This is a genomic window from Novosphingobium sp. GW835-FHT14H07 (genome assembly GCF_058793515.1).
In genome coordinates, this window is record NZ_JBXAFX010000010.1 from 23009 (window position 1) to 43149 (window position 20141).

The following is a 20141-nucleotide window of genomic DNA, read 5'->3' on the forward strand; positions in this document are numbered from 1 at the left end:
AAAAGCAATGAACCAGAATGAAGACGATGAAATCAGTCTCGATCTCGAAGCGGAAAGCGATGGCGCGCCGAAAGAAGCTGCGGCCGCGCTACAGCCCGACGAACCCGACTTGGCGGCAGAGGCCTTCGGTCGGCTTGAAGGCCAGATCGCCCTCGTGCGGCGAGCTGTCGAGCACCTCGCCGCCGAGCGCGCCGATGTTGTCATCCCGGATTATAGTGCGACGCTCGGTCAGCTGTCCGGGCAACTGAAGGACATGGCGCAAGGCATCGACACGATCGCCAGACAGCCTGCCCTTGCATTGACTCCTGGCAGCATCGCTGAGCAGATCGAACGCGCTGCGGAATCCACGCGAAGGCAGGATCGCGAGCAGCTTCATTCCACCCGGCAGGAGTTGCGGTACTCGACTCAGTCGTTGCTCGGTATTGTTGAGCAGGTGAGGACACGAACAGCGCAGCTACGGGAATTGTACAAGGTTGGCGCAATCTGCTTGCTGGCTGGTGCTCTGCTGAGCGCGATCCTGCCTGGCGCGGTTGCGAGATCGATGCCGGCGAGCTGGCGCTGGCCCGAACGCTTGGCAACGCGGACTCTCGGTCAGCCTTCGATCGTTGAGGCCGGCATTCGTCTGATCCGCTCGGAGGATCCCGCCCAGTGGGATGCAATTGCGGAGGCGGCCAGGTTCGAACGCAGCAATCGCGATGCCCTCGATCGCTGCAAGCAAGCAGCGAAGAAGTCCAAAGCTGCAGTGTCTTGCCAGGTACGGATTAATTCCTAACCATGCCTTGGGGAACAATGGATGGCGGCAACGTTGGACGATCCGGAATGGCCCCTTTCAAGAGCGCGATTGGGATAACGGACATTTCTGGCGGCAAAACGGCGCACCGGCCGCGCGCAGCTCTTCTCCGGAGAGCTGCCAACCCGGGCTCTGCGGTATTGGCAGCCTAAGGCTGTAGCCACGCGGCCAGCGCTCCGAAACTCGGTGCACATATTTTCCTCGAGCCCTCATTGGCTTGGAAGAGTCGGAACGCCTGTTTTGCATCCCGCGAGGCATTGCCCCAACCGGAACAACACCTCGGTGGCTGGGCGAAAAGTCAGATTTGGGTCGAGACTGTTTGCAATTGCAAGCCCTTGATTGCTTGAACTACCGCCAACGGCTAGGCTTAGCAGCCGCAGTTCGTTCTTTATACGTTCTCATGTTTGTGGTAGGCTACGCAGCGACTACGGAAAGAGGGGAAATCCGTGAGGGCCACGAAATGGTCACTACAGGAAGCATCGGCGGTCACCGACGTCGCTAGAACCATCGAGGCGGGCCGGGTCATGAGCCGTGCCCTGGCGTCGGCGACTCCAGCCAACGCCCGGCTCGACCTTGCCCGCAGCTTCGGCTACCAGCTGGTCGCATCCTGGTGGGCCAACCTGACGGCTAACGACGGCGGTTCGCTTCCCCTGCGTACGCCGATCGAGAGCTTTGCTATCAGGAAGCTGCCCAAATCCGCTCATGCCCTCGCCGAAAGCCTTGGGGCAAGTATCGCCGCGCTTGAACCTGAACGCGGGGCCTATCAGATCGGCCGCGCCTATACCGGCATGCTCCCCCCCGACCATCGCTCCACTCACGGGATCTTTTACACACCGCCCGCCTTGACCGCACGCCTGCTGGATCAAGCGACGCTGGCGGGCACCGATTGGGCTACGGCGCGAGTGCTCGATCCGGCCTGCGGCGGGGGCGCATTCCTTGCGCCAGTCGCCCGCCGGATCATGGACGCCCTCCCCGATTGCGCGCCCGCAATCTTGCTGCGTAATATCGGGAGTCGCCTGCGCGGTTATGAACTGGACCCCTTCGGGGCCTGGCTTTCCCAAGTGACGCTGGATGCCATGGTGCTGCCCTTGACCCGCGTCGCGGGCAAAGGGTTACCCGTGGTCGTATCGGTCGGCGACAGCTTGCAACGGACCGCGCCACGGGATCGTTTTGACCTGGTGGTCGGCAACCCTCCCTACGGACGTGTCACGCTTCCTCCCGAGGATCGCCAGCGCTTCAAGCGCAGCCTGTACGGCCATGCCAATCTTTATGGCCTCTTCACTGACCTGGCGTTGCGCCATACCAAACAAGGCGGGGTCATCGCCTATGTAACTCCGACCAGCTTTCTTGCTGGCGAGTATTTCAAGAACCTGCGCGCCTTACTGGGCAGCAGCGCCCCACCGGTCACCATCGATTTCGTCAGCACTAGACGCGGCGTGTTCGACGACGTGCTGCAGGAAACCTTGCTGGCGACCTACCGGCGAGGCGCAGTCTCAGTGCCGGCCGCCATCCACGAATTGGTTCCGCAAGACGACGGCGCCGTTGAAGTTCAATCGGTCGGGGAAGGCACGCTCCCGATCGATTGTTCGCGGCCATGGTTGTTACCGAGGACAAAAGGCCAGCGTGACTTGCTTCGGGTGTTGATAACCATGACGCACCGTCTCGCTGATTGGGGCTATACCGTCAGCACCGGCCCGCTCGTCTGGAATCGTTTCAAGACCCAACTAGCTGAGCATGCCGGTCGCGATCGACTGCCCCTCATCTGGGCCGAGGCAATCACGAATGATGGGCGCTTTGAGTTTCGGGCAGAGAAGAAGAACCACGCCCCCTATTTCGAGCTGAGAGGCCGGGACAGCTTCCTGGCAGTGCGCAGCCCCTGCGTGCTGCTGCAGCGCACAACAGCCAAAGAGCAGGCGAGGCGATTAATAGCGGCCGAGTTGCCCGCTGACTTCCTAGCCAAACATGGTGCGGTCGTGGTCGAGAACCATCTCAACATGATCCGCCCCATTGGCGCTGATCCCGTCATACCAGTTTCTGTCATTGCCGCATTCCTCAACAGCCAGGCGGTCGATCGCGCGTTCCGATGCGTGAGCGGAAGCGTCGCGGTCTCTGCTTACGAGCTTGAGGCGATGCCGCTGCCTGCCCCGGAGGAACTCGTTCACTTGTCCCGGCTAGTCGCCGACCGAGCCTGCAAAGCCGCCATCGAGGCGGAATGCGCCCGGCTTTATAGAGAACCTACTAAGAAATGAGTCTTCCCCCATACATAAGCCGGGAAAATGTCCTGGAACGGCTCCAGCTCATTTTCCCGGAGGGCACCCCCAATCGGGTCTATTGTACGCGGGAACTGGCGGCGAGCACGGTATTCACGGCGCTGTATATCGGTGCGGTCGATGGCCAAGATGTCTATCTCGGCCCGAAGCATGTCTATCGCATGACGCACGAGCAGGCGGCGATCGAAGAACCCGAGGCGCGGGAGTCCTATCGCGACGTTTGGAAGCCCAATGGGCCGACGGTCGAGGGCCGCCGCTGGTACGCCGATAACACGCGCGAGCCCATCCGCGATGAAACGCTGCGCGAAGGCTTGGTTGCGGTAGGTGCGATCATCGCCATCCCCATGGCAACGACCTCCGGCCGGCCACGTTATGCCCTCAAGTCGGATTTTGCACAGCTCTTTGACCCCGCACTCCGGCACGAGGCGCTGGACGCTGCCATCGCAAACTTCCAGACACAGCATTTGAGCGCGAGCGCGCTTGCTCGCGTGGCCATTATGCTGGCCGGCGCCGCTGGCAGCAACGACGGTATCCTTGTCGCATTCCCCAATGGTGAGACCCGCAAGCTCGCCCCCGGTCCCAGCTCGATTATCGCGCATGCAGTGATCGAGGTTTTCGCCAAACAGTTCCTCGGTGCCCCGGCGGTGCTTTGGCTGAGCGAAAGCGGCAACAAGGTGGTCGCCCGCGATGACAGGCTTGCGCAGTCCATCGGCCTGAAAATCGAAGCCGACAAAAACCTCCCTGACATCATTCTGGTCGATCTTGCCCCGGCGGACCCATTGCTGGTGTTCATTGAAGTCGTGGCGACCGACGGAGCGGTAACAGAACGCAGGCAAGAGGCGATTTATGCGCTGACCGACGCCGCAGGGTTCAATCGCAGTCAGGTCGCCTTCGTGACCGCATATCGCGACAGGGAGTCAGCTGGATTCCGCAAGACTGTTTCGGGCCTTGCTTGGGATTCGTTCGCCTGGTTCGTGTCCGAACCGCATCACATCGTCATCCTGCGCGAAGGCAGTGCAAGCGCCGTCACCTTGGCCACACTCGTGGAAGCGCTTTGAATATGCACCCATTTCATTCTGAGGATCATTCATGAGCCGCACGCCGACAACACAGGACATCAGTTGGTTCCTCGACCTATATGATAAGGGGCAGCTCAATCTTGACCCGCCATATCAGCGGCGTAGTGTTTGGTCGCCGCGTGACCGTCGATATTTCATCGACACTATTCTGAACAATTACCCGGCGCCGCCCATCTTCCTGCACAAGACATTGGATGAGAATGGGCGCTCCACCTATCACGTGGTCGATGGGAAGCAGCGGCTGCAGACCATCATCATGTTCCGCGACAACAAGTTCGCTATTTCCGATGATTTCAGCGACATAACGCTGCGAAAAAAGCGTTGGAAGGACCTCGAAAAGGCCACGCGTGAGAAATTTTGGAACTATATCCTGATCGTCGAGATGCTGCCGGACGCAGGTGAAGCGGCGATCCGCAACACGTTCGAGCGCATCAACAGGAATTCCCGGCAGCTCACCCCCCAGGAGATGCGCCACGCTAAATACGACGGTTGGTTCATTCGTGCGGTTGAGACGGAATCGACGGCGGAGGAATGGCGGGACTTTGGGGTAGTGACGGCGGCGCGGGCGAAGCGCATGTCCGACACCCAATTCATCTCTGAGCTTTTCGCACTTACGATACGCAAAGCAATCAGCGGGTTCGATCAGGATGACCTCGATGAGATCTATGCCGATTACGAGGAGATCGAGGAAATAGAGCTGTTCGTCGAGGACGACTTCAAAGCTGAAATCACCCGATGCAAATCCCTGGTCAGCGCCATGGTCAGCGCTGACGAAGGGGTTCGCGATGCACTGAAAGTGCAAGGCCACTTCTACAGCCTTTGGGGGGTGCTCACCCTTGAGGCGGCGCGGTTGCCAGCAGCCGAGGTGCTCGCTAAGCGCTATATGGATTTCATGGCTGGGGTGTCCCAGCGTCTTGCTACTCCCATCGAAGCAGAAGCGCCGGGTGACGATCCCTGGAAGGTTGCGGTTGCCGACTATGCCGCCAACATTCGTGGCGCGAGTACCGATACTACCCCCCGGCTTACGCGCCATCGCGCACTCGCGACCGCGCTGTGCGAGCCCGGGAGCGGCGTAGTGTGAAGATCGCCCGTTCTGTTCGAGCACTCTTCGACGAATGTGAGCCGCTCTATCAGCGGCTCTCCGCCGACGTAAACGAGCGGCTCAAGCCGCGCGTCGAGCAGAGGCAATGGTTCTTCACTTCGCGAGTTAAGCAGCTGGAGAGCTATGCGTTGAAGCTGGAAACGGGTCGGGTAAGTGATCCACGCCGACCGGAGGATTTCTTCGCATGCACCGTTGTTGTCCCGACCCTCGGTCAGATTGATGAAGCAGAAAGGTTGGTGACGGACATCTATCCATTGCAAACCCGCCGGCCGCCGGATGCTCAGAAGACGAACAAGCCAGCTTCCAGCTTCCTCTTCGATGACCTTAGGCTCTATGTGCAACAGCCTGAGTCCACGACCGGTCGCAACACCGACCTTGATGGGCTTCCGTTCGAGGTCCAGGTCAAGACCATCCTGCAATATGCTTGGGGGGTCGCTACTCACGACCTTATCTACAAGTCCGACCAGGTCAGCTGGCCGCGCGAGCGCATAGCCTTTCAGGTCAAAGCCATGCTCGAACACTCTGAGATCGCCATTGCCGAAGCGGAACGGCTCGCTGATGCGCCGGGCGTCGCGAAGGTAGATCAAGTGACGGAAGACACGACGGCCGTGCTCCGGGAGCTAAATGCGACATGGACTGACGATCAATTGCCACAAGACCGTAAGCGGTTAGCCGACTCTATCCTTAAGGTGTTGCGCCTGTGTGGGAAGAAGGCGGAGCATTTCCCCGAGATCATTGCCTCCGAGAGGAATCGTCTGACGGTCCTTCCCGCAGACCTTTCTCCATATGCTTTCACGGTTCAGGCTTTGGCCAATGCCGCCGACGTTGACCTAAAAGCGAGACTGGCCGAGCGCTGGAACCGCACGACCATTTTTGTCCATGACAATATGGAACTGCCGGCATGGATGGCCGACCCGAACCCGAAGATCATCCGTATAAGTTGACAAATCTGCCGCAGCCGACCGATTTCCGAGCGGGACTACCGACACCAGCGAACGCGGCCGTTGATCAAGCAGCCGGGCATGATCCGCCCAGATCCCGCTGCAATTACTGCGCAGTAGGATAAACGCCGAGCGTCGAATCCTGACCGGATCGGTCACTCGGCATGTCGCGAAGGAACGACTGCTAAATCCCAAGGCCCGACTTTCTATCCCTCCAGAGCCGAGGTGAATGAAGGTCGCCTTTTGACATACCGATTTCGTCCAGTGAGCGACGGCTATGTTAGCGTGAGCTGCCCTTCGGGCTACCTGCTCTATCCGCTGGCGCGGACCAGGCCTGTAGTCCCGGCCCATTCGGGTGACGATCAGGAGCAGGAAGTTGAGCGGGATTGTTTGTTGACGCACTCTGTCCCGCGCTGGCGCGCTCCTGAGGGTGCGGGGTCTTTGTGCTGACCCGCTGGCACACTTGCCTCTCTCATTGCCGGACGCCCGCTGGCCCACAGGCCCGGGCGCAGGGCGTCTGGCGGCTTCGCGCCGTTGCAAGGGTGCCGTCTTTGATGATACCGCTGCAGGGGAGCAGCGGGAGATGAATCGGACTGCACTGCAACCATTTTCCAGCCCATTTTCGTGTTGGTAACGGTGCAGGTAACTGACGTTTTTCTTGAATCTACTTTTGATTGAATTTCAATATTTTAACCGGAATGGTCGAATCCTATCTCCCCGACCACTTCATGTCCGTTTGCGCCAGTCGGTCAGGCGCTCACAGGCTTCCTCCAGCATTTCCAGCGCTGCGTTGATGGACCGCTGACGGACGAGCGCCCGGTCCGCGAGGCCGAAATGGCATTCGCGCGTGATCGCAAGATGGCCTTTGCCGCTGGCGGCAAGGTGGACCAGTCCGGCCTCGTCGCGCGCTCCGCCAGGGCCCGCAAAGCCGGTGATGGCTAAGGCGATATCCGCGCTGCTGTTTTCCAATGCACCTTGCGCCATTGCCATAGCCACCTCGCGGCTGACGACACCGAACATGGCAATCACGTTGGCCTGTACTCCCAGCATTTCGGTCTTTGAAGCGGCCGAATAGGTCACGAAGCCGCGATCAAATGCGCTGCTGCAACCCTCGATGTCGGTCAGCAACGATGCAAGCAGCCCGCCAGTGCAGCTTTCGGCAGTCGCCACCGTCAGGCCCGCTGCCGAGATCTGCGCCAGAACCTTTCTGGCATGATTTTCGGCACTCTCGATACCGTCAGGCAAGTCGTCCGTTGGCATGCATCATCTCCTGGCCGAACATGGACTGGCGCCATTGAGGAGCGACCAGCCTCTCCCAGCCAGCCGCCCCGGCTTTGGCGTGTCTGTCACGACGCGTTTGCTTGTCACGAAGGTCAATCGGAGGTTTGCCGTTAGGTTCCAGTTTCCATCGCCTTTTCATATGCTTGGAACCTATCCGACTGGCCACCGGTTTTGCCCGGGTGAGTACCAACGCGACTGCAATGGAGCGAAGCGATGCCGGAAAGCCGCACAGAGGATCAGGCATCCCGCCGCGGGATATGGGGCAAATACGCCTACGGCTGGATCACGCTGGCCTTCTTCCTCGGTTCCTTTGCCCTGCACTGGTGGTTTGGCTGGAAAGCCTACGTGGATGAGTCGCAGACGCATGGGCAGATGCCGGAATGGAGCGCCTATCTGGATGAGATGCTGCGCGATACCTTCGAGAACTGGCAGTCGGAATTTCTGCAATTGATGTGGCAGGTGATCGGGCTCGCCTACTTCCTTTATGTCGGATCGCCCACATCGAAGGAAAACGATGACCGCATGGAAGCGAAGATCGATGCCCTGATACGGTTGCAAGCCGGCGAACGCGCGGATGCCCTGCTCCAGGGGATCGACGACAGATACCTGCGTCACCATGGGCACCCCCGCCCCCATGGACACGAGCAGGAGCGCGCCGACGGATCATGAGTGTCAGGGTTTGAGCACGACCTTGGTCCAGGTATCCTGTTGCTCCTTGAAGTTCCGATATCCCGTGGCCGCTTCTTCCAACGGCAGGCGATGGCTGATGAGGAACGTGGTGTCGAGCGTGCCGTCCTCGATCCGCGCAAGCAGATCCTTCATGTACCGCTGCACGTGAGTCTGCCCGGTGCGCAGTTGCAGCCCCTTTTCCATGAGCGCGCCGAGCGGAAACTTGTCGGCCAGTCCGCCATAGACACCGGGAACCGAAACGCGCCCGCCCTTGCGGACAGCCAGCAGCGCCTGACGCAGCGCAGCGGCCCGGTCGGCGCCGATACCGATCTTCTGCTTGGCGATATCGAAGATGTTGTCGATCGCAAAGCCGTGCGCTTCCATGCCCACCGCGTCGATCACCGCATCGACACCAAGGCCGCCTGACATGTCCATCAGTGCCTCGAGAACATTGGTCTCGCGGAAGTTGATGATATCTGCACCGAGACCACGCGCCAGCTCGAGCCGGTGGGGATAATGATCTATTGCAATGACTTTGTCCGCCCCCATGGCGAGAGCGGACTGAACTGCAAACAGGCCAACGGGACCACATCCCCAGATGGCTACGGTATCGTCGGGTTCGATCTGTGCGTTCTCCGCTGCCATCCACCCCGTCGGCAGGATATCCGACAGGAACAGGACCTGCTCGTCATCCAGATGCTCGGGCACGACGATGGGGCCGACGTCGGAGAATGGCACCCGGACAAACTCCGCCTGGCCGCCCGAATAGCCCCCGGTCATGTGCGAATAGCCGAAGATCCCTGACGTCGCGTGGCCATAGGCCTTTTCCGCCAGGTCCTGCTTTTCGGCCGGGTTGGAATTGTCGCAGGCGGAAAACTCCTCACGATTGCAATGGAAGCAGCGGCCGCAGCTGATGGTAAAGGGCACCACCACGCGCTGTCCTCTGACAAGCGTGCTGAGCGGCCCGGTTTCAACCACTTCGCCCATGAACTCGTGGCCAAGAATGTCTCCGGGCATCACCCCGGGGATCACGCCATCATACAGATGGAGATCGGAACCACAAATCGCCGTCGAGGTGACGCGGATGATTGCGTCGCGCGGGTTGATGATCTCGGGATCGTCGACGGTGTCGACACGGACGTCCTGCGTGCCGTGAAAGGTCAATGCGCGCATCATGCGTTCTCCGCTGGAGTGGAAGCCTGGTCCTGTTCCTCGCGCGCCTGCCTTGCAGCGCGGGTCTGCTCCTTGCATCTTGCCGATGTCGCTATTTCCCCTGCCTCCATCAGCATCTTGAACCGGCGCAGATCGCGACGTGCCTGGATTTCAGGTTCCCGCCCCTGCAGCTTGGCAAACAGTCGCCCCAGTTCGCCGGCTGGCGGCTTGTAGGCGATGCGCACGCTAACCCGGGTCCCCCGCTCGCCCGGTGCATCCTCGAACGTCACGCGCCCCTCGGTATCGATGTCCGACCCGGCAACCGAACGCCACGCAATCAGCTCGCCCGGTTCCTCGCGCGCAATCACCGTTTCGATTGCGACGGTCCGTCCCGCAGGCGCGCGGATCGTCCAGACATTGTGCCCGTCCCCGCCGACCGGCCGCACGTCCTCGACGTTCTCCATGAACCGGGCGAGATTTGCAAAGTCGCGCCAGAACGCAAACAACTCCTCGCGCGGACGGGCAATGGTCACGCTGCGGCCGCTTACCGCATAGCTCCCGAATGACCGTCGCGCGGCATAGCCCGGAGCAGAGTCCCCACTCACGTCACGGGGCCGACGCCTTGCTCCGAGCACCAGCCCGATGCCTGCAGCGATCGCCGTCGTCATGGCCACAGCCGCCAATGCCTGTCGGCCCGAGGGTGGTTCGTGCCTGCTCATCCTTGTTCTCCTTGCTTTTCAGCGCATGGGTGCTGCTCGGTGCTGTGATCCATCTGCGTGGATGCGAGCAGGCTTCTGCCGCACAGGTGAACGCAGTTCTGTTCAGCCAGCCGGTGCAGCACGCGGTTCACGTGGACAGGCGTCAGCCCCACGATGTCAGCAATCTCGCGCTGGGTCAGCGGTATCACGACCTTGTCGTCATCACTGCCCAGCCTGGCGCGCAGATCGGCGAGAAGCTCCACGATCCGTTCGGTGGCGTTCTTGCGGCCAAGGCGGGTAATCCATTGCGCCTGCCGCTCCATGGCTTGGACCATGGCGTGAAGGACATTCCTGACCCCGCCCTCGCCGGGGTGATCGATCTGGCCAAGCGGAATCGGCCTCGCGGTCAGGCGCGTCAGGGCCATCACTGGCAGACGGGCCTGGCCGGACAGGAGCCAGTGCGGTTCGCAGTACTCCCCGGGCAGATAAAGCGCCGTGATCTGGCGGCGGCCGTCGCGGAGCAACTCGTAGCGGCACGTCCAGCCATCCTTGATGCAGTATATGCAGTCAGAGCGGTCCCCTGCGCGGGCGAGATGTTCGTACCGCCTGAATTGTCTCCAAGGAACTTCCGATATTCGCTTGTGCATGGGCTGGCATCCAATCGTGCTGCACCCGCTCACTGCATCATGAACGACTGATGCAGGACTAACCCATTAATGTAGAAAGGTTTTCCGCGTTTGAGGCGTGCCGTGGACAGAGCGCGCCGATCTGTTCGCCGCAGGTGTGGCCCGCACGGCGGACATTGCTTCAACCAGGTTAGCGCAGAGGATCGAACACGCTGCGTGCGGCCTTTTCCCGATGCGATCCGGCGCTTGCAGCCGGGCACAGAGAGAGGAGGCAATCCCATGGCATCACAGGCTGGCGCCAAGCCAAACGACGAGGCCGCCGAGAATACGGCGAACGCCAAACCGGGCAGTTCCGCTGTCGGGGACGAGAACAAGTCACAGAGCTCATCCGGCAGCGGCGGCGCAAACGGGGCCAGGGCGCAGCAGGCTCGCAAGACCGCTGGCAAGCAAGGTGCAGCAAAGACGGGCGCAGCAAGAACGACTGACCCGGATCGGAGCGCGATTGCGAGCCTGAAGGCCGATCATCGCAAGGCCGAACAGCTTTTCGCCCGCTTCGAGAAGGCTGGCGAGGAGGAAAAGCAGACGCTCATCGAGGAGGTCTGCAAAGCGCTGACCCTGCACACGATGCTGGAAGAGGAAATCTTCTACCCGGTGTGTCGGGACAGCATCCCGGAAGACGACCCGCTGAACGAGGCGCAGGTCGAACATGACAGCGCGAAGGTGCTCATCGCCGATCTCATGAACCTGCGCGATGACGATCCCTTCCGGGATGCCAAGGTCAAGGTGCTGGCCGAACAGGTCAAGCACCATGTCGGGGAGGAAGAAAGCGGCAAGGACGGCATCTTTGCCAAAGCCCAGGCGCATGGGGTGGACACCCCGGAACTGGCTCAACGGCTGAAGCAGCGCCGTGCCGAGCTTGAACAGCGCGATCGTCTCCCCGGCGGAGAGCCGGTGGCGATCCACATTCGATCCACGAACAACCAACGAGAGGAATACGAAATGGCCAGTTATCAACAGCGCGGGCAGGAACGCGACGATCAGGGTCGATTTGCCAGAGGCGGTGCAGGAGGCCGCAACGGTTCGGACGATGATCGCGGATCCCGCCGCGACGGCGGCTCCGGTCGCGAACGCGATGAGGATGGGCGCTTCACCAGCTCTCGCAATGGCGGCGGATCGAGTCGGGGCCGCAACGACGACGACCGCGACTACGGGCGCAGTAACGGGCGTAGCGGGGGCGGCCGCGGTGATGATGATGGACGCGGCTGGTACGGAGATTCGCGTGGCCATTCCGAAGCAGCCCGTCGCGGGTGGGAGGACCGTGGCTCGTCGCGTTCGTCGCGCGATGACGACGACGACGACAACCGTGGCTATTCGTCACGCGGGAGCAGCCGCGACGACGACGACGATCGCGGCGGGCGCCGCCAAGGTGGAAATGGCCGCGGAAATGGCGGCGGCAACGACGGGCGCGGCTGGTATGGCGATTCCCGCGGGCACTCCGAGGCCGCACGCCGGGGTTGGGACAACCCTGATCATGGCGACAGCGGCTGGTACGGGGACTCGCGCGGCCATTCCGAAGCGGCGCGTCGCGGCTGGGACAACCCCGATCATGGCCGCAGCGGCTGGTTCGGTGATCCCGAAGGACACTCCGAAGCTTCGCGCCGGGGCTGGGAAGACCGCGGATCAACGCGCTCGTCGCGCGGTCGCGACGACGATGACCGTGGTTCTTCCCGCTCCTATCGCGGGCGAGACGATGACGACGACGATCGCGGTCGCGGTCGCGGTGGAAGCGGCGGCCACGGTGGCTGGTTCGGGGATTCCCGTGGGCATTCGGAAGCCGCCCGCAGGGGTTGGGACAACCGGAACTGAACTCTGAGCGGAAAGTGTCGGGGTCGGGCGTGAATGTCCGGCCCCTTCACTCTGCATTATGAGAGACACAACCCCGGAATCTGCAGGAAAAGGAGAACCATTCCATGCCCCTACTTCCGAAAGGCGCAAGCCGCACCGCAGTCGTCGTGGCGCTCGCCGCCGCTCTTGGAGCGTGCAACGCACCCCGGGGCGATGAAGGCGCTGCAACCGGCCCGGCCACCGATGCTGCAGACGATAGCGCTGCGGCCACTGCAACTCCCGGAACCGGCGCTGTTGCCGGAGAGGCCCTGCCCCTCACCGGCCAGGCCTTTGTCGATGCGGCTTCCGGCAGCGACCAGTTCGAACTGGAAAGTGCCAGGATCGTCCAGTCAAAGGGAGTCACAGGCGATCTGCGAGATTTTGCGCAGATGATGATCCGCGATCACACTTCTTCTGCGAACGCGCTTCAGGCTGCTGCGAGCAAGATCGAGGGCGTTCAGTTGCGCCAAGCCCCCATCCTCACCGATGCGCAGCAGGGCAAGCTCCAGCAGCTTCAGGCTGCCGATGGCAAATCCGCCCATGATCTTTACATCCGGCAGCAGGTGGAAGCGCACGAGAAAGCCTATGCCATGCTGACGACATATGCGAGCAGCGGGGACGCGAAGCCGTTGATGGACTTTGCCGCCAAGACTGCGCCCGTCGTCCAGAAGCACCTGGCCGAAGTCCGCAACATGCAGCCCTGAGGACAGCCAACGCACGCGCGCTTCAGCTACCGGTATGAACCGCGTCCGGCTTCCTGACCGGGCACCTTTCGGGTCCTGCTTCTGCACCCGACACGATGAGTGGCATGACGAACAGGCTACGCCCTTGCTGAATGACAAGGCCTTTCTCGGCGAGGCGATGAAGGATCCGGTTGACGTGAACCGGGGTCAAACCCACGACATCGGCTATTTCGACCTGGCTTAACGAGATCAATGTCGGTTGATCGCTTGAGCCAAGTCGCTCGTAAAGATCGCCAAGCAGCTCAAGAATGCGTTCCGTCGCATTCTTCCGCCCGAGGCGGACGAGCCATTGGGTTTGCCTCTCCAGGTTGCGGACGATCCCCGCGAGTACCTGTTTGATCCCTTCCTGATCCTGCCGGTAGAGCAGATCGACAGAGATCGGTTCAGCCGCAAGGCGCGTCAGGGCCATGATGGGCGCTGTGGCATCCCTGGTGATCAGCCATTGTGGCTCACAATAGTCACCGGGAAGATAGAGGTCGGTTATCTGCCGCCGTCCATCTGCGAGAATGTCATAGCGACAGGCCCAGCCTTCCTTGATGCGATAGATCTCCGCGCGCCGATCGCCTGCTCTTGCAAGATGAGAGCCCCTGTCGAACAGGCGAGGTGCGGAAGGCTGCCTTGTCTGTGCCATGCCTTTCAGGTTCCACGCGGCTTCGAAATCGGCGCCCGCTCGGCGTGGGAAGCGCCTTCTTCGGTCTTGAGCGCGGCTTTCATCATTTCTTGGTCTCTTTCCAGGCGAAGAGGAGCGAAGCGTCAGCGGGAAGGCGCGCTTCGAGGCGACCGTCTTGCAGTTCGAAGGGCAGGGCTCGGCCGTCGGATGTGGCCAGGCGCGGTTCGATGCCGTCAGTCGTGCTGCCATCTTCCATCACCAGCGCGAGCCGCGCTTCGGTCCCGGCCGGGCCATCGATGCGCATGCTGATGGTGGTTGCGTCGATCTTGTGAACGGCGCGGACAAAGACGTCGCACCAGATCAGGAAAGGAACGCCCTCGATCCGCCTGAAGCTGCGGGTGGTGTAGATCAGCGCCGCGCCGCTGCCATAGATCTCTTGGCCAACCTGTCCCGCAGGCTGGCTGTCTGGATAAAGGTCTTCCAAGGGAAAATTGAGGCGCCGCAGGATATAGCCGTTGCGGATGTCGTCCTTAGCGACACCCTCTTCCGGCAATGCATCGGGGTAGTAGAACCATGCCCGATCGAGCGCGTGGCGGCAGTATTCCGAAAGCAGCAGGCGCACGGACGGTATCAGGTCGGGCCCGCCATAATCGAGATAGCGTTCGAACGCCGAATAGCTGTCGAAGCACTCGTAGGCGGCCATGTAGGGCGCGTCCTGCAGGCACGTGACACCGAGAAGTCCACCGTGCTCGGCCCTGGCCAGCGATCGTGCGCCATCGTGCGCAATGACCTTTTCGGCCACGATCAATTCCGGCGTCAAAAGGGAGGTGCCGTCATCTCTTGCCATGCTGCTCGTCCCCTTGCTGGTTGTGCAGAGTGAACGTTGCAACGACTGCGATGTTTCCCTTTTGGGCAGGTCAAGTTACTGGAACGATTTCGAAAAACGACGAACGGAAGCTGGAGGCTGCGCAAAAGCCATGCGATCCGGGTGGACAAAGGCCTCACACGATCGTTGGCACTGGCCGGGACGGCCGCAACCCTTCAGGCCCCGCGCAACGTGGCCGCGTTGTCCTTGATCATCTGACGGACCGATCGCGCCTTGCGCCCGGTCAATTGCTGGACATCATCGGTGCAGAGCTCAAGGAACCCCTCGCGGATGGCGCGGCCGAAAGACACCATGTCGTCGCTGTTCCACGGGATGCCGGCAATTTCCAGATCATCGACCGGGCGGCGCGGGATGCCCATGGCGTCGAACATCGCATACTGGCCTTCGTCATCCAGCGAGACGTATTCGACAGGCCGCCCGGTCACTTCGGCCATGATCGCCGCAACTTCGCCGAAGGTCTGCAATTCCGGCCCGGTAATGTTGTAGATTCGGCCCTCGTGGCCTTCACCGGTCAGGACCGCCACCGCGCTCTCGATGCAGTCGTCGCGCCAGACCATCGCCTCGCGGCCCTCTCCGGCGTTGGAAAACCACTTGCCGCTCTGCATCACGCCGGGGCCGGCCATCAGGATCATCGCATCGGCATAGTGGGCATCGCGCAGCATCGTCCAGCCGCAACCCGAGGCGCGGATCAGGCGTTCGGTCTCGATATGATCGTGCCGCACTTCGGCGGGGTTGGCGGGATCGTCGATGCCGATGAAGCTGGTGTAAACCACATGCCCAACGCCCGCCGCAGCCGCAGCGTCGATCGCCGCCTTGTGCTGCACCACGCGCGCCCCAACCCGCGTGCCCGAGATCAGCAGCATCCTGTCAGCGCCCTGCACCGCCTCGACCAGCGTTCCCGGCTTGTCGAAATCGCCGTAGCGCACGACGCAGCCTTGCGCGGCGCGGTCGCTGAGCTTCTCAGGCTTGCGGGTGATCAGGATGAGGTCGCTTGCACGCCCCAGCGCGATCAGCCGGTCGGTAACGCCGCGGCCATAATTACCCGAAGCTCCGGTGATGACGATACGGCTCATGCCAGAGCGTCCAACTGCGCCTGCGGCACCCACCAGCCATGCACTTGCGGACGCAGCCGCGTTGGAATGTGGACCTTCGCCACCGGCCCTGCACCGATGTTCCCGGCATCGACCACCCAGGCTTCATGCACGAACTGGTTGTCACCGGTCTGCTGGTCCATGATGAACACCAGCCAACCATCCTTGGCCTGATCAGCAGCGGGCACATGCACCGGCTCGTTGAATCCGGCCATCGGTGGCAGGGCGAGTGCATTGGTCACCTGGGGGCTGGCTGTATCCATCCCGTCCAGACGGAGCAGCAGGTTGAAGCTCACGCCCACCGGCCCTGCAAACAACGGCGGCCCCTGCAACTCGGGGTTCATCGAGAGCATCCAGCCGGTCTTGTAGGGACGTCCCTGCAACTTCGCCGGGATCACCGGGAAATCCCCGGGAGGGCCGATGATCGTCTCTGTAACCTCGCCGCCTTCGCTGCGCGGATCGACCGTCCAGCGGGTCAGCGCGCCCTGCATGTCCTGCGGACCCATCTGGATACCCGAAGGCTCACGGATGAAGGCGAAGGCGTTGGTATTGTTGAGGCAAGCGTCGAAGTGGAGCATGCCGCCCTCGTCCTCCCACGCGTTCATCATGTGGTACGAATGGCAACCCTTCGGCCCCTTGAACCACTTGATCTCGCGCACGTCGCCATAACGCGGCATCACGCCCAGCCAGGATTCCAGCTCCGGCTGATGGTGCCAGTGCTCCCCGCCCGCCTTCAACCGGTCAAGGTCCGCTGTCGTCGGGTAGATCGGGAACAGAGCGTAGTTCTTGCTGATCGTGAAATCGTGCATCATCGCGCAATAGGGCGCATCGAACCACTGTTCCGACTTCAGCGTGCCATCGGGCGCAACGATGCAATAGGCGACCTTGGTCGAGGCCTGCCCGTCTGCCTCGTAACCATAGAAGAACAGTTCGCCCGTCTCGGCATCGATCCGCACGTGCGCGGTCATCGTTTCAGATTTGAGCGCGCCGCCGAAATCGTAGGAGCCAAGCGTCGCCAGCGTCCTGGGATCGACGCGATAGGGCCGGCCGTCCTCCTTGGCCATCAGCAGGCGTCCGGCGTGCCACACCGGAGTGGTGTTGGCCACGGTGCGGTCGACGCCTTGCACCGAAGGATCATCGGTAAACGGATTGCGGTACTTGCCGAACAGCGCCTTGCCCGCCGCCTGCTCGGCCTTGTAGCGCGCGGTTTCCACGAACTTCATCAGGAAGTCCGCCGTGCCATCAGCGTTGAACGAAAGGCGGCTGACCATGCCATCGCCCGAAAGCGTGTGGTCATTGTCGAACATGGGCGGAAAAGCGGGATCAGGCACGGCGCGATAAAAGCTGCCACGCACTTCCGCTGGCAGGTCGCCCTCCACCTTCAGCCCGCGCAGGTCCACTTCCTGCCCCACCGGCTCGTTTGCGCCGGTAAAGTAGATCGTCTGCGGATACGCACCCATCACCACACCTCACCCTATCATTTGTTACGGTATGTGTAGCGCAAAGCGCAAGTCAATCAAGCCCACCAATAGGCGGTCGCACGCATTTCGATGCTAACCCGTGGAGGAGCGTCGTCGGGGCAATCAGGCAGGTCGAACGCGACGTGCGGAACGTGGTGTGCGCGCGCAGGATCGCTGTCATTGGTCTTGAACAGGACGGCTTCATCGATCGTAATCTGCGAGAACCAGTGCCAGCGGTGCGCCGGATTGTGCGCGACGACCACCCCCTCGAACGACCACTCTGGCTGCCCCGGCGCATCGAACACGGCATCGGCTGCGATCAGGTCCTGCGCAGAGATACTGCGCGCGTCGCAGAACGCCAGCGGCACGTCCTGCGGCGGCGGCGAGATGGCGCGCCACACGTTGTAGTGCGCGCATCGCACGAAGATCCGCCCGTTCGCCCCTCGTTCGCCGAAGGCCTGCGCCGTGCGGTCCGAGATATCGATATGGGCAAAACGTGCAGGCATCGAATTGTCGAGGCTCCCCGCCTTGCCGCTCTTCTCGGAAAAGCGCAGCAGCCCCGGCGCGCCAACGTGGACAAAGTCCGCACCGGTGCGCGCCTGCACCAGGTCCTCGATTTCGCGCATATGCACGCGCGCAACCTTGTCGCGGTCGGCGAAATCAGTGACGGCGCTCTTGTGCGGGACGAGCTCGAAGCCCTCGCGGTCGATGCTGGTGCCCAGCCCCCGCGCATCGGTCATGGTCATGGGCACGGGGACGATGTCCACCTCGTCGCGCTCATGGGCGTTGGCATAGTAGCGCGGCCGCGCGAACTTGCGGCCCGAGTAGGCAATCAGCGCTTCCATCATGCTCTCCTCTGCCGGCCTGCTTTTGGCGCGGGTCCGGCTTTAACGCTTTCAATTCACGTCACCCCGGGCCTGACCCGGAGTGACGACAATGGAGGGCAGTGTGATCGTACCCCAACGAAAAAGGCCCGCCGTTTCGGGCGGGCCTTTCCAAATCAACCGGCCGCCAGCTGCTGTTCCAGCTCGCCCAGCACGCGGTAACAGTCGAACACCTTCTGCACCGAGCTGTTCGGCTCGCGCCCCTCGCGGATCGCGGCGATGAACTCGCGGTCCTGAAGTTCGATGCCGTTCATGCTGACGTCGACCTTCGAAACGTCGATCGGCTCTTCCTTGCCATTCACCAGATCGTCGTAACGCGCGATGTAGGTCGCGGTATCGCCAATGTAGCGGAAGAAGGTGCCGAGCGGTCCGTCGTTGTTGAACGAAAGCGACAGCGTGCAGATCGCACCGGTTTCGCTCTTCAACTGGATCGACATGTCCATGGCAATGCCCAGCTCGGGATGGATCGGCCCTTCGATGGCATTGGCCTTGACGATCTTGCCCGCCTGATAGGCAAACAGGTCAACCGTGTGCGCGGCGTGGTGCCACAGCAGGTGATCGGTCCACGAACGCGGCTCGCCCTTGGCGTTGATGTTCTTGCGGCGGAAGAAGTAGGTCTGCACGTCCATCTGCTGGACGTTGAACTCGCCTGCCTTGATCCGGTTGTGCACGAACTGGTGGCTGGGGTTGAAGCGACGGGTGTGGCCGACCATGCAGACCTTGCCGGTCTCTTCCTGAACGCGCAGCACTTCCTGCGAATCCGCCCAGCTGTCGGCCAGCGGGATCTCCACCTGCACGTGCTTGCCCGCCTTCATGCAGGCGATGGCCTGCGAGGCGTGCATCTGCGTCGGCGTGCACAGGATCACCGCATCCACATCGTCGCGCGCCAGTGCGTCTTCCAGCTCGGTCGACGAGTGCTTGGCGCCGTACTTGGCGGCAACTGCAGCGGCCTGTTCGCCGGTGCGGCTGATGATCGAGGTGATTTCGACGCCGTCGATGTTCTTCAGGCCATCGAGGTGCTTTTCGCCGAACGCGCCGGCGCCGGCCAAGGCTATGCGCATGTCTGTTCCCTTTCTTGCAAAAAAGGACCGGGCAACCGGTGAGGTTGCCCGGCAAGGGTGGATTGGGTTTGTCAGTCCGCGGGTTCGAGCACGATGTGCCCGATCGCGGTGTTGCTGCACGGAATGTGGTAATGGCGGTTGAGGCGCTTGACCTTCTTCCCCAGCGCCCCGCGCATGATCAGCCACATCACCATCTCGATGCCTTCGCTGCCGGTTTCGCGCAGGTACTCGATGTGCGGAATGTGGCGGACATCGTCATTGTCCGATTCCAGCATGTCGAGGAACTTGTTGTCCCACTCACGGTTGAGTAGCCCGGCGCGCGGGCCCTGAAGCTGGTGGCTCATGCCGCCGGTGCCCCAGATCTGCACGTTGAGGTCCTCGGGGAAGCTTTCCACGGCGCGGGCAATCGCCTCGCCCAGCGCCCAGCACCGGTTGCCCGAGGGGACGGGGTAGGTGACGACGTTCACCGCCAATGGCACGACCTTGACCGGCCATTTCTCCGGCTGGCCGAACATCATCGAAAGCGGCACGGTCAACCCGTGGTCGACGTCCATCTCGTTGATGATGGTCATGTCGAAGTCTTCGAGGATCAGGCTCTGCGCGATGTGCCAAGCGAGGTCGGCATGGCCTTCCACGTCCGGCACCGGGCGCGGGCCCCAGCCTTCGTCGGCCGACTTGTAGTGCTCGCCGCAGCCGATTGCGAAAGTCGGGATGATGTTCGCGTCGAAGGCCGAAGCGTGGTCGTTGTAGACCAGGATCACCACGTCGGGCTTTTCGCGGGCTTCCCATTCGCGGGTCCACTCGTAGCCCTTGAAGATCGGGCCGAAGTAGTCGTCCTGCCACTTGCCCTGGTCGACAGCGACGCCAAGCAGCGGAACGTGGCTGGAGCCGACGCCAGCAGTAATCTTGGCCAT

At 61.9% G+C, this 20141-nt stretch carries 19 protein-coding genes; 8 read left to right on the forward strand and 11 right to left on the reverse strand.

What is annotated here, in order from left to right:
• Positions 1–7 precede the first annotated feature (7 nt).
• The 5 genes from AC1Q5P_RS10975 (at position 8) to AC1Q5P_RS10995 (ending at position 6185) form a co-directional block, all read left to right on the forward strand.
• Positions 8–772, forward strand: coding sequence for a DUF6118 family protein (locus tag AC1Q5P_RS10975; protein ID WP_492518949.1), 765 nt, complete (start codon positions 8–10; stop codon positions 770–772).
• A 542-nt stretch (positions 773–1314) separates the two neighbouring features.
• Positions 1315–3039, forward strand: a complete 1725-nt coding sequence (locus AC1Q5P_RS10980; RefSeq protein ID WP_492518950.1) for an HsdM family class I SAM-dependent methyltransferase — start codon at positions 1315–1317, stop codon at positions 3037–3039.
• Positions 3036–4118, forward strand: coding sequence for a BsuBI/PstI family type II restriction endonuclease (locus tag AC1Q5P_RS10985; protein WP_492518951.1), 1083 nt, complete (start codon positions 3036–3038; stop codon positions 4116–4118). Before AC1Q5P_RS10980 ends, AC1Q5P_RS10985 begins: the two co-directional genes overlap by 4 nt.
• Positions 4119–4149: 31 nt before the next feature.
• On the forward strand, positions 4150–5220 hold the full coding sequence (locus AC1Q5P_RS10990) for a DUF262 domain-containing protein (protein WP_492518952.1): 1071 nt from the start codon (positions 4150–4152) through the stop codon (positions 5218–5220).
• Positions 5217–6185 (forward strand): hypothetical protein, encoded by a 969-nt coding sequence (locus tag AC1Q5P_RS10995; RefSeq protein ID WP_492518953.1) that lies wholly within the window; start codon positions 5217–5219, stop codon positions 6183–6185. The genes AC1Q5P_RS10990 and AC1Q5P_RS10995 overlap by 4 nt, the downstream gene beginning before the upstream one ends.
• 723 nt (positions 6186–6908) lie before the next feature.
• On the opposite strand, the gene AC1Q5P_RS11000 is transcribed toward AC1Q5P_RS10995, so the two are convergent.
• On the reverse strand, positions 6909–7442 hold the full coding sequence (locus AC1Q5P_RS11000) for a CinA family protein (RefSeq protein ID WP_492518954.1): 534 nt from the start codon (positions 7440–7442) through the stop codon (positions 6909–6911).
• 234 nt (positions 7443–7676) lie between these two features.
• Here AC1Q5P_RS11000 and AC1Q5P_RS11005 point away from each other — a divergent pair, with 234 nt between their 5' ends.
• Positions 7677–8132 (forward strand): DUF6766 family protein, encoded by a 456-nt coding sequence (locus tag AC1Q5P_RS11005; RefSeq protein ID WP_052242722.1) that lies wholly within the window; start codon positions 7677–7679, stop codon positions 8130–8132.
• A gap of 3 nt (positions 8133–8135) precedes the next feature.
• On the opposite strand, the gene AC1Q5P_RS11010 is transcribed toward AC1Q5P_RS11005, so the two are convergent.
• From AC1Q5P_RS11010 to AC1Q5P_RS11020, 3 genes are read right to left on the reverse strand one after another with little or no spacing between them, the layout of a single operon-like run.
• On the reverse strand, positions 8136–9305 hold the full coding sequence (locus tag AC1Q5P_RS11010) for a zinc-dependent alcohol dehydrogenase (protein ID WP_492518955.1): 1170 nt from the start codon (positions 9303–9305) through the stop codon (positions 8136–8138).
• Positions 9305–10003 (reverse strand): SRPBCC family protein, encoded by a 699-nt coding sequence (locus AC1Q5P_RS11015; protein ID WP_492518956.1) that lies wholly within the window; start codon positions 10001–10003, stop codon positions 9305–9307. Before AC1Q5P_RS11015 ends, AC1Q5P_RS11010 begins: the two co-directional genes overlap by 1 nt.
• Positions 10000–10629, reverse strand: a complete 630-nt coding sequence (locus AC1Q5P_RS11020) for a Crp/Fnr family transcriptional regulator (protein ID WP_492518957.1) — start codon at positions 10627–10629, stop codon at positions 10000–10002. Before AC1Q5P_RS11020 ends, AC1Q5P_RS11015 begins: the two co-directional genes overlap by 4 nt.
• A 258-nt stretch (positions 10630–10887) precedes the next feature.
• On the opposite strand from AC1Q5P_RS11020, the gene AC1Q5P_RS11025 reads away from it, so the two are divergent.
• Both AC1Q5P_RS11025 and AC1Q5P_RS11030 read left to right on the forward strand, forming a co-directional pair.
• On the forward strand, positions 10888–12474 hold the full coding sequence (locus AC1Q5P_RS11025) for a hemerythrin domain-containing protein (RefSeq protein ID WP_492518958.1): 1587 nt from the start codon (positions 10888–10890) through the stop codon (positions 12472–12474).
• 104 nt (positions 12475–12578) lie between these two features.
• The gene (locus AC1Q5P_RS11030) at positions 12579–13196 is read left to right on the forward strand and encodes a DUF4142 domain-containing protein (RefSeq protein ID WP_492518959.1); all 618 of its coding nucleotides are present in this window, start codon (positions 12579–12581) and stop codon (positions 13194–13196) included.
• 22 nt (positions 13197–13218) lie between these two features.
• Here AC1Q5P_RS11030 and AC1Q5P_RS11035 read toward each other — a convergent pair whose 3' ends face one another.
• The 7 genes from AC1Q5P_RS11035 to AC1Q5P_RS11065 all read right to left on the reverse strand — a co-directional run bounded on the left by AC1Q5P_RS11035 (position 13219) and on the right by AC1Q5P_RS11065 (position 20141).
• Positions 13219–13866: a Crp/Fnr family transcriptional regulator gene (locus AC1Q5P_RS11035; RefSeq protein ID WP_492518960.1), complete on the reverse strand. Its 648-nt coding sequence runs from the start codon at positions 13864–13866 to the stop codon at positions 13219–13221.
• 82 nt (positions 13867–13948) lie between these two features.
• Positions 13949–14692 (reverse strand): hypothetical protein, encoded by a 744-nt coding sequence (locus tag AC1Q5P_RS11040; RefSeq protein ID WP_492477410.1) that lies wholly within the window; start codon positions 14690–14692, stop codon positions 13949–13951.
• 194 nt (positions 14693–14886) lie between these two features.
• Positions 14887–15804: an SDR family oxidoreductase gene (locus tag AC1Q5P_RS11045; RefSeq protein WP_492518961.1), complete on the reverse strand. Its 918-nt coding sequence runs from the start codon at positions 15802–15804 to the stop codon at positions 14887–14889.
• Positions 15801–17282, reverse strand: coding sequence for a lignostilbene-alpha,beta-dioxygenase NOV2 (nov2, locus tag AC1Q5P_RS11050; RefSeq protein WP_492518962.1), 1482 nt, complete (start codon positions 17280–17282; stop codon positions 15801–15803). The genes AC1Q5P_RS11045 and nov2 overlap by 4 nt, the downstream gene beginning before the upstream one ends.
• Positions 17283–17338: 56 nt before the next feature.
• Entirely contained in the window at positions 17339–18127 is a 789-nt protein-coding gene (locus tag AC1Q5P_RS11055; protein WP_492518963.1) for a CmcJ/NvfI family oxidoreductase, read from the reverse strand.
• Between the two features lie 155 nt (positions 18128–18282).
• The gene (locus tag AC1Q5P_RS11060) at positions 18283–19227 is read right to left on the reverse strand and encodes a Gfo/Idh/MocA family oxidoreductase (RefSeq protein ID WP_039336078.1); all 945 of its coding nucleotides are present in this window, start codon (positions 19225–19227) and stop codon (positions 18283–18285) included.
• Between the two features lie 71 nt (positions 19228–19298).
• Complete coding sequence (locus AC1Q5P_RS11065) at positions 19299–20141, reverse strand: class III extradiol dioxygenase subunit beta (RefSeq protein WP_039336079.1); 843 nt, start codon at positions 20139–20141, stop codon at positions 19299–19301.

Bases quoted from the DNA above. Each gene is read 5' to 3' on its own strand.
- nov2 (WP_492518962.1), bottom strand. From the start codon at position 17,282: ATGGGTGCGTATCCGCAGACGATCTACTTTACCGGCGCAAACGAGCCG.
- AC1Q5P_RS11015 (WP_492518956.1), bottom strand. From the start codon at position 10,003: ATGAGCAGGCACGAACCACCCTCGGGCCGACAGGCATTGGCGGCTGTG.
- AC1Q5P_RS11040 (WP_492477410.1), bottom strand. From the start codon at position 14,692: ATGGCAAGAGATGACGGCACCTCCCTTTTGACGCCGGAATTGATCGTG.
- AC1Q5P_RS10990 (WP_492518952.1), top strand. From the start codon at position 4,150: ATGAGCCGCACGCCGACAACACAGGACATCAGTTGGTTCCTCGACCTA.
- AC1Q5P_RS11010 (WP_492518955.1), bottom strand. From the start codon at position 9,305: ATGCGCGCATTGACCTTTCACGGCACGCAGGACGTCCGTGTCGACACC.
- AC1Q5P_RS11005 (WP_052242722.1), top strand. From the start codon at position 7,677: ATGCCGGAAAGCCGCACAGAGGATCAGGCATCCCGCCGCGGGATATGG.
- AC1Q5P_RS10975 (WP_492518949.1), top strand. From the start codon at position 8: ATGAACCAGAATGAAGACGATGAAATCAGTCTCGATCTCGAAGCGGAA.
- AC1Q5P_RS11045 (WP_492518961.1), bottom strand. From the start codon at position 15,804: ATGAGCCGTATCGTCATCACCGGAGCTTCGGGTAATTATGGCCGCGGC.
- AC1Q5P_RS11060 (WP_039336078.1), bottom strand. From the start codon at position 19,227: ATGCGCATAGCCTTGGCCGGCGCCGGCGCGTTCGGCGAAAAGCACCTC.
- AC1Q5P_RS11000 (WP_492518954.1), bottom strand. From the start codon at position 7,442: ATGCCAACGGACGACTTGCCTGACGGTATCGAGAGTGCCGAAAATCAT.
- AC1Q5P_RS11065 (WP_039336079.1), bottom strand. From the start codon at position 20,141: ATGGCCAAGATTACTGCTGGCGTCGGCTCCAGCCACGTTCCGCTGCTT.
- AC1Q5P_RS11055 (WP_492518963.1), bottom strand. From the start codon at position 18,127: ATGGAAGCGCTGATTGCCTACTCGGGCCGCAAGTTCGCGCGGCCGCGC.
- AC1Q5P_RS11025 (WP_492518958.1), top strand. From the start codon at position 10,888: ATGGCATCACAGGCTGGCGCCAAGCCAAACGACGAGGCCGCCGAGAAT.
- AC1Q5P_RS11035 (WP_492518960.1), bottom strand. From the start codon at position 13,866: ATGGCACAGACAAGGCAGCCTTCCGCACCTCGCCTGTTCGACAGGGGC.
- AC1Q5P_RS11020 (WP_492518957.1), bottom strand. From the start codon at position 10,629: ATGCACAAGCGAATATCGGAAGTTCCTTGGAGACAATTCAGGCGGTAC.
- AC1Q5P_RS11030 (WP_492518959.1), top strand. From the start codon at position 12,579: ATGCCCCTACTTCCGAAAGGCGCAAGCCGCACCGCAGTCGTCGTGGCG.
- AC1Q5P_RS10980 (WP_492518950.1), top strand. From the start codon at position 1,315: ATGAGCCGTGCCCTGGCGTCGGCGACTCCAGCCAACGCCCGGCTCGAC.
- AC1Q5P_RS10985 (WP_492518951.1), top strand. From the start codon at position 3,036: ATGAGTCTTCCCCCATACATAAGCCGGGAAAATGTCCTGGAACGGCTC.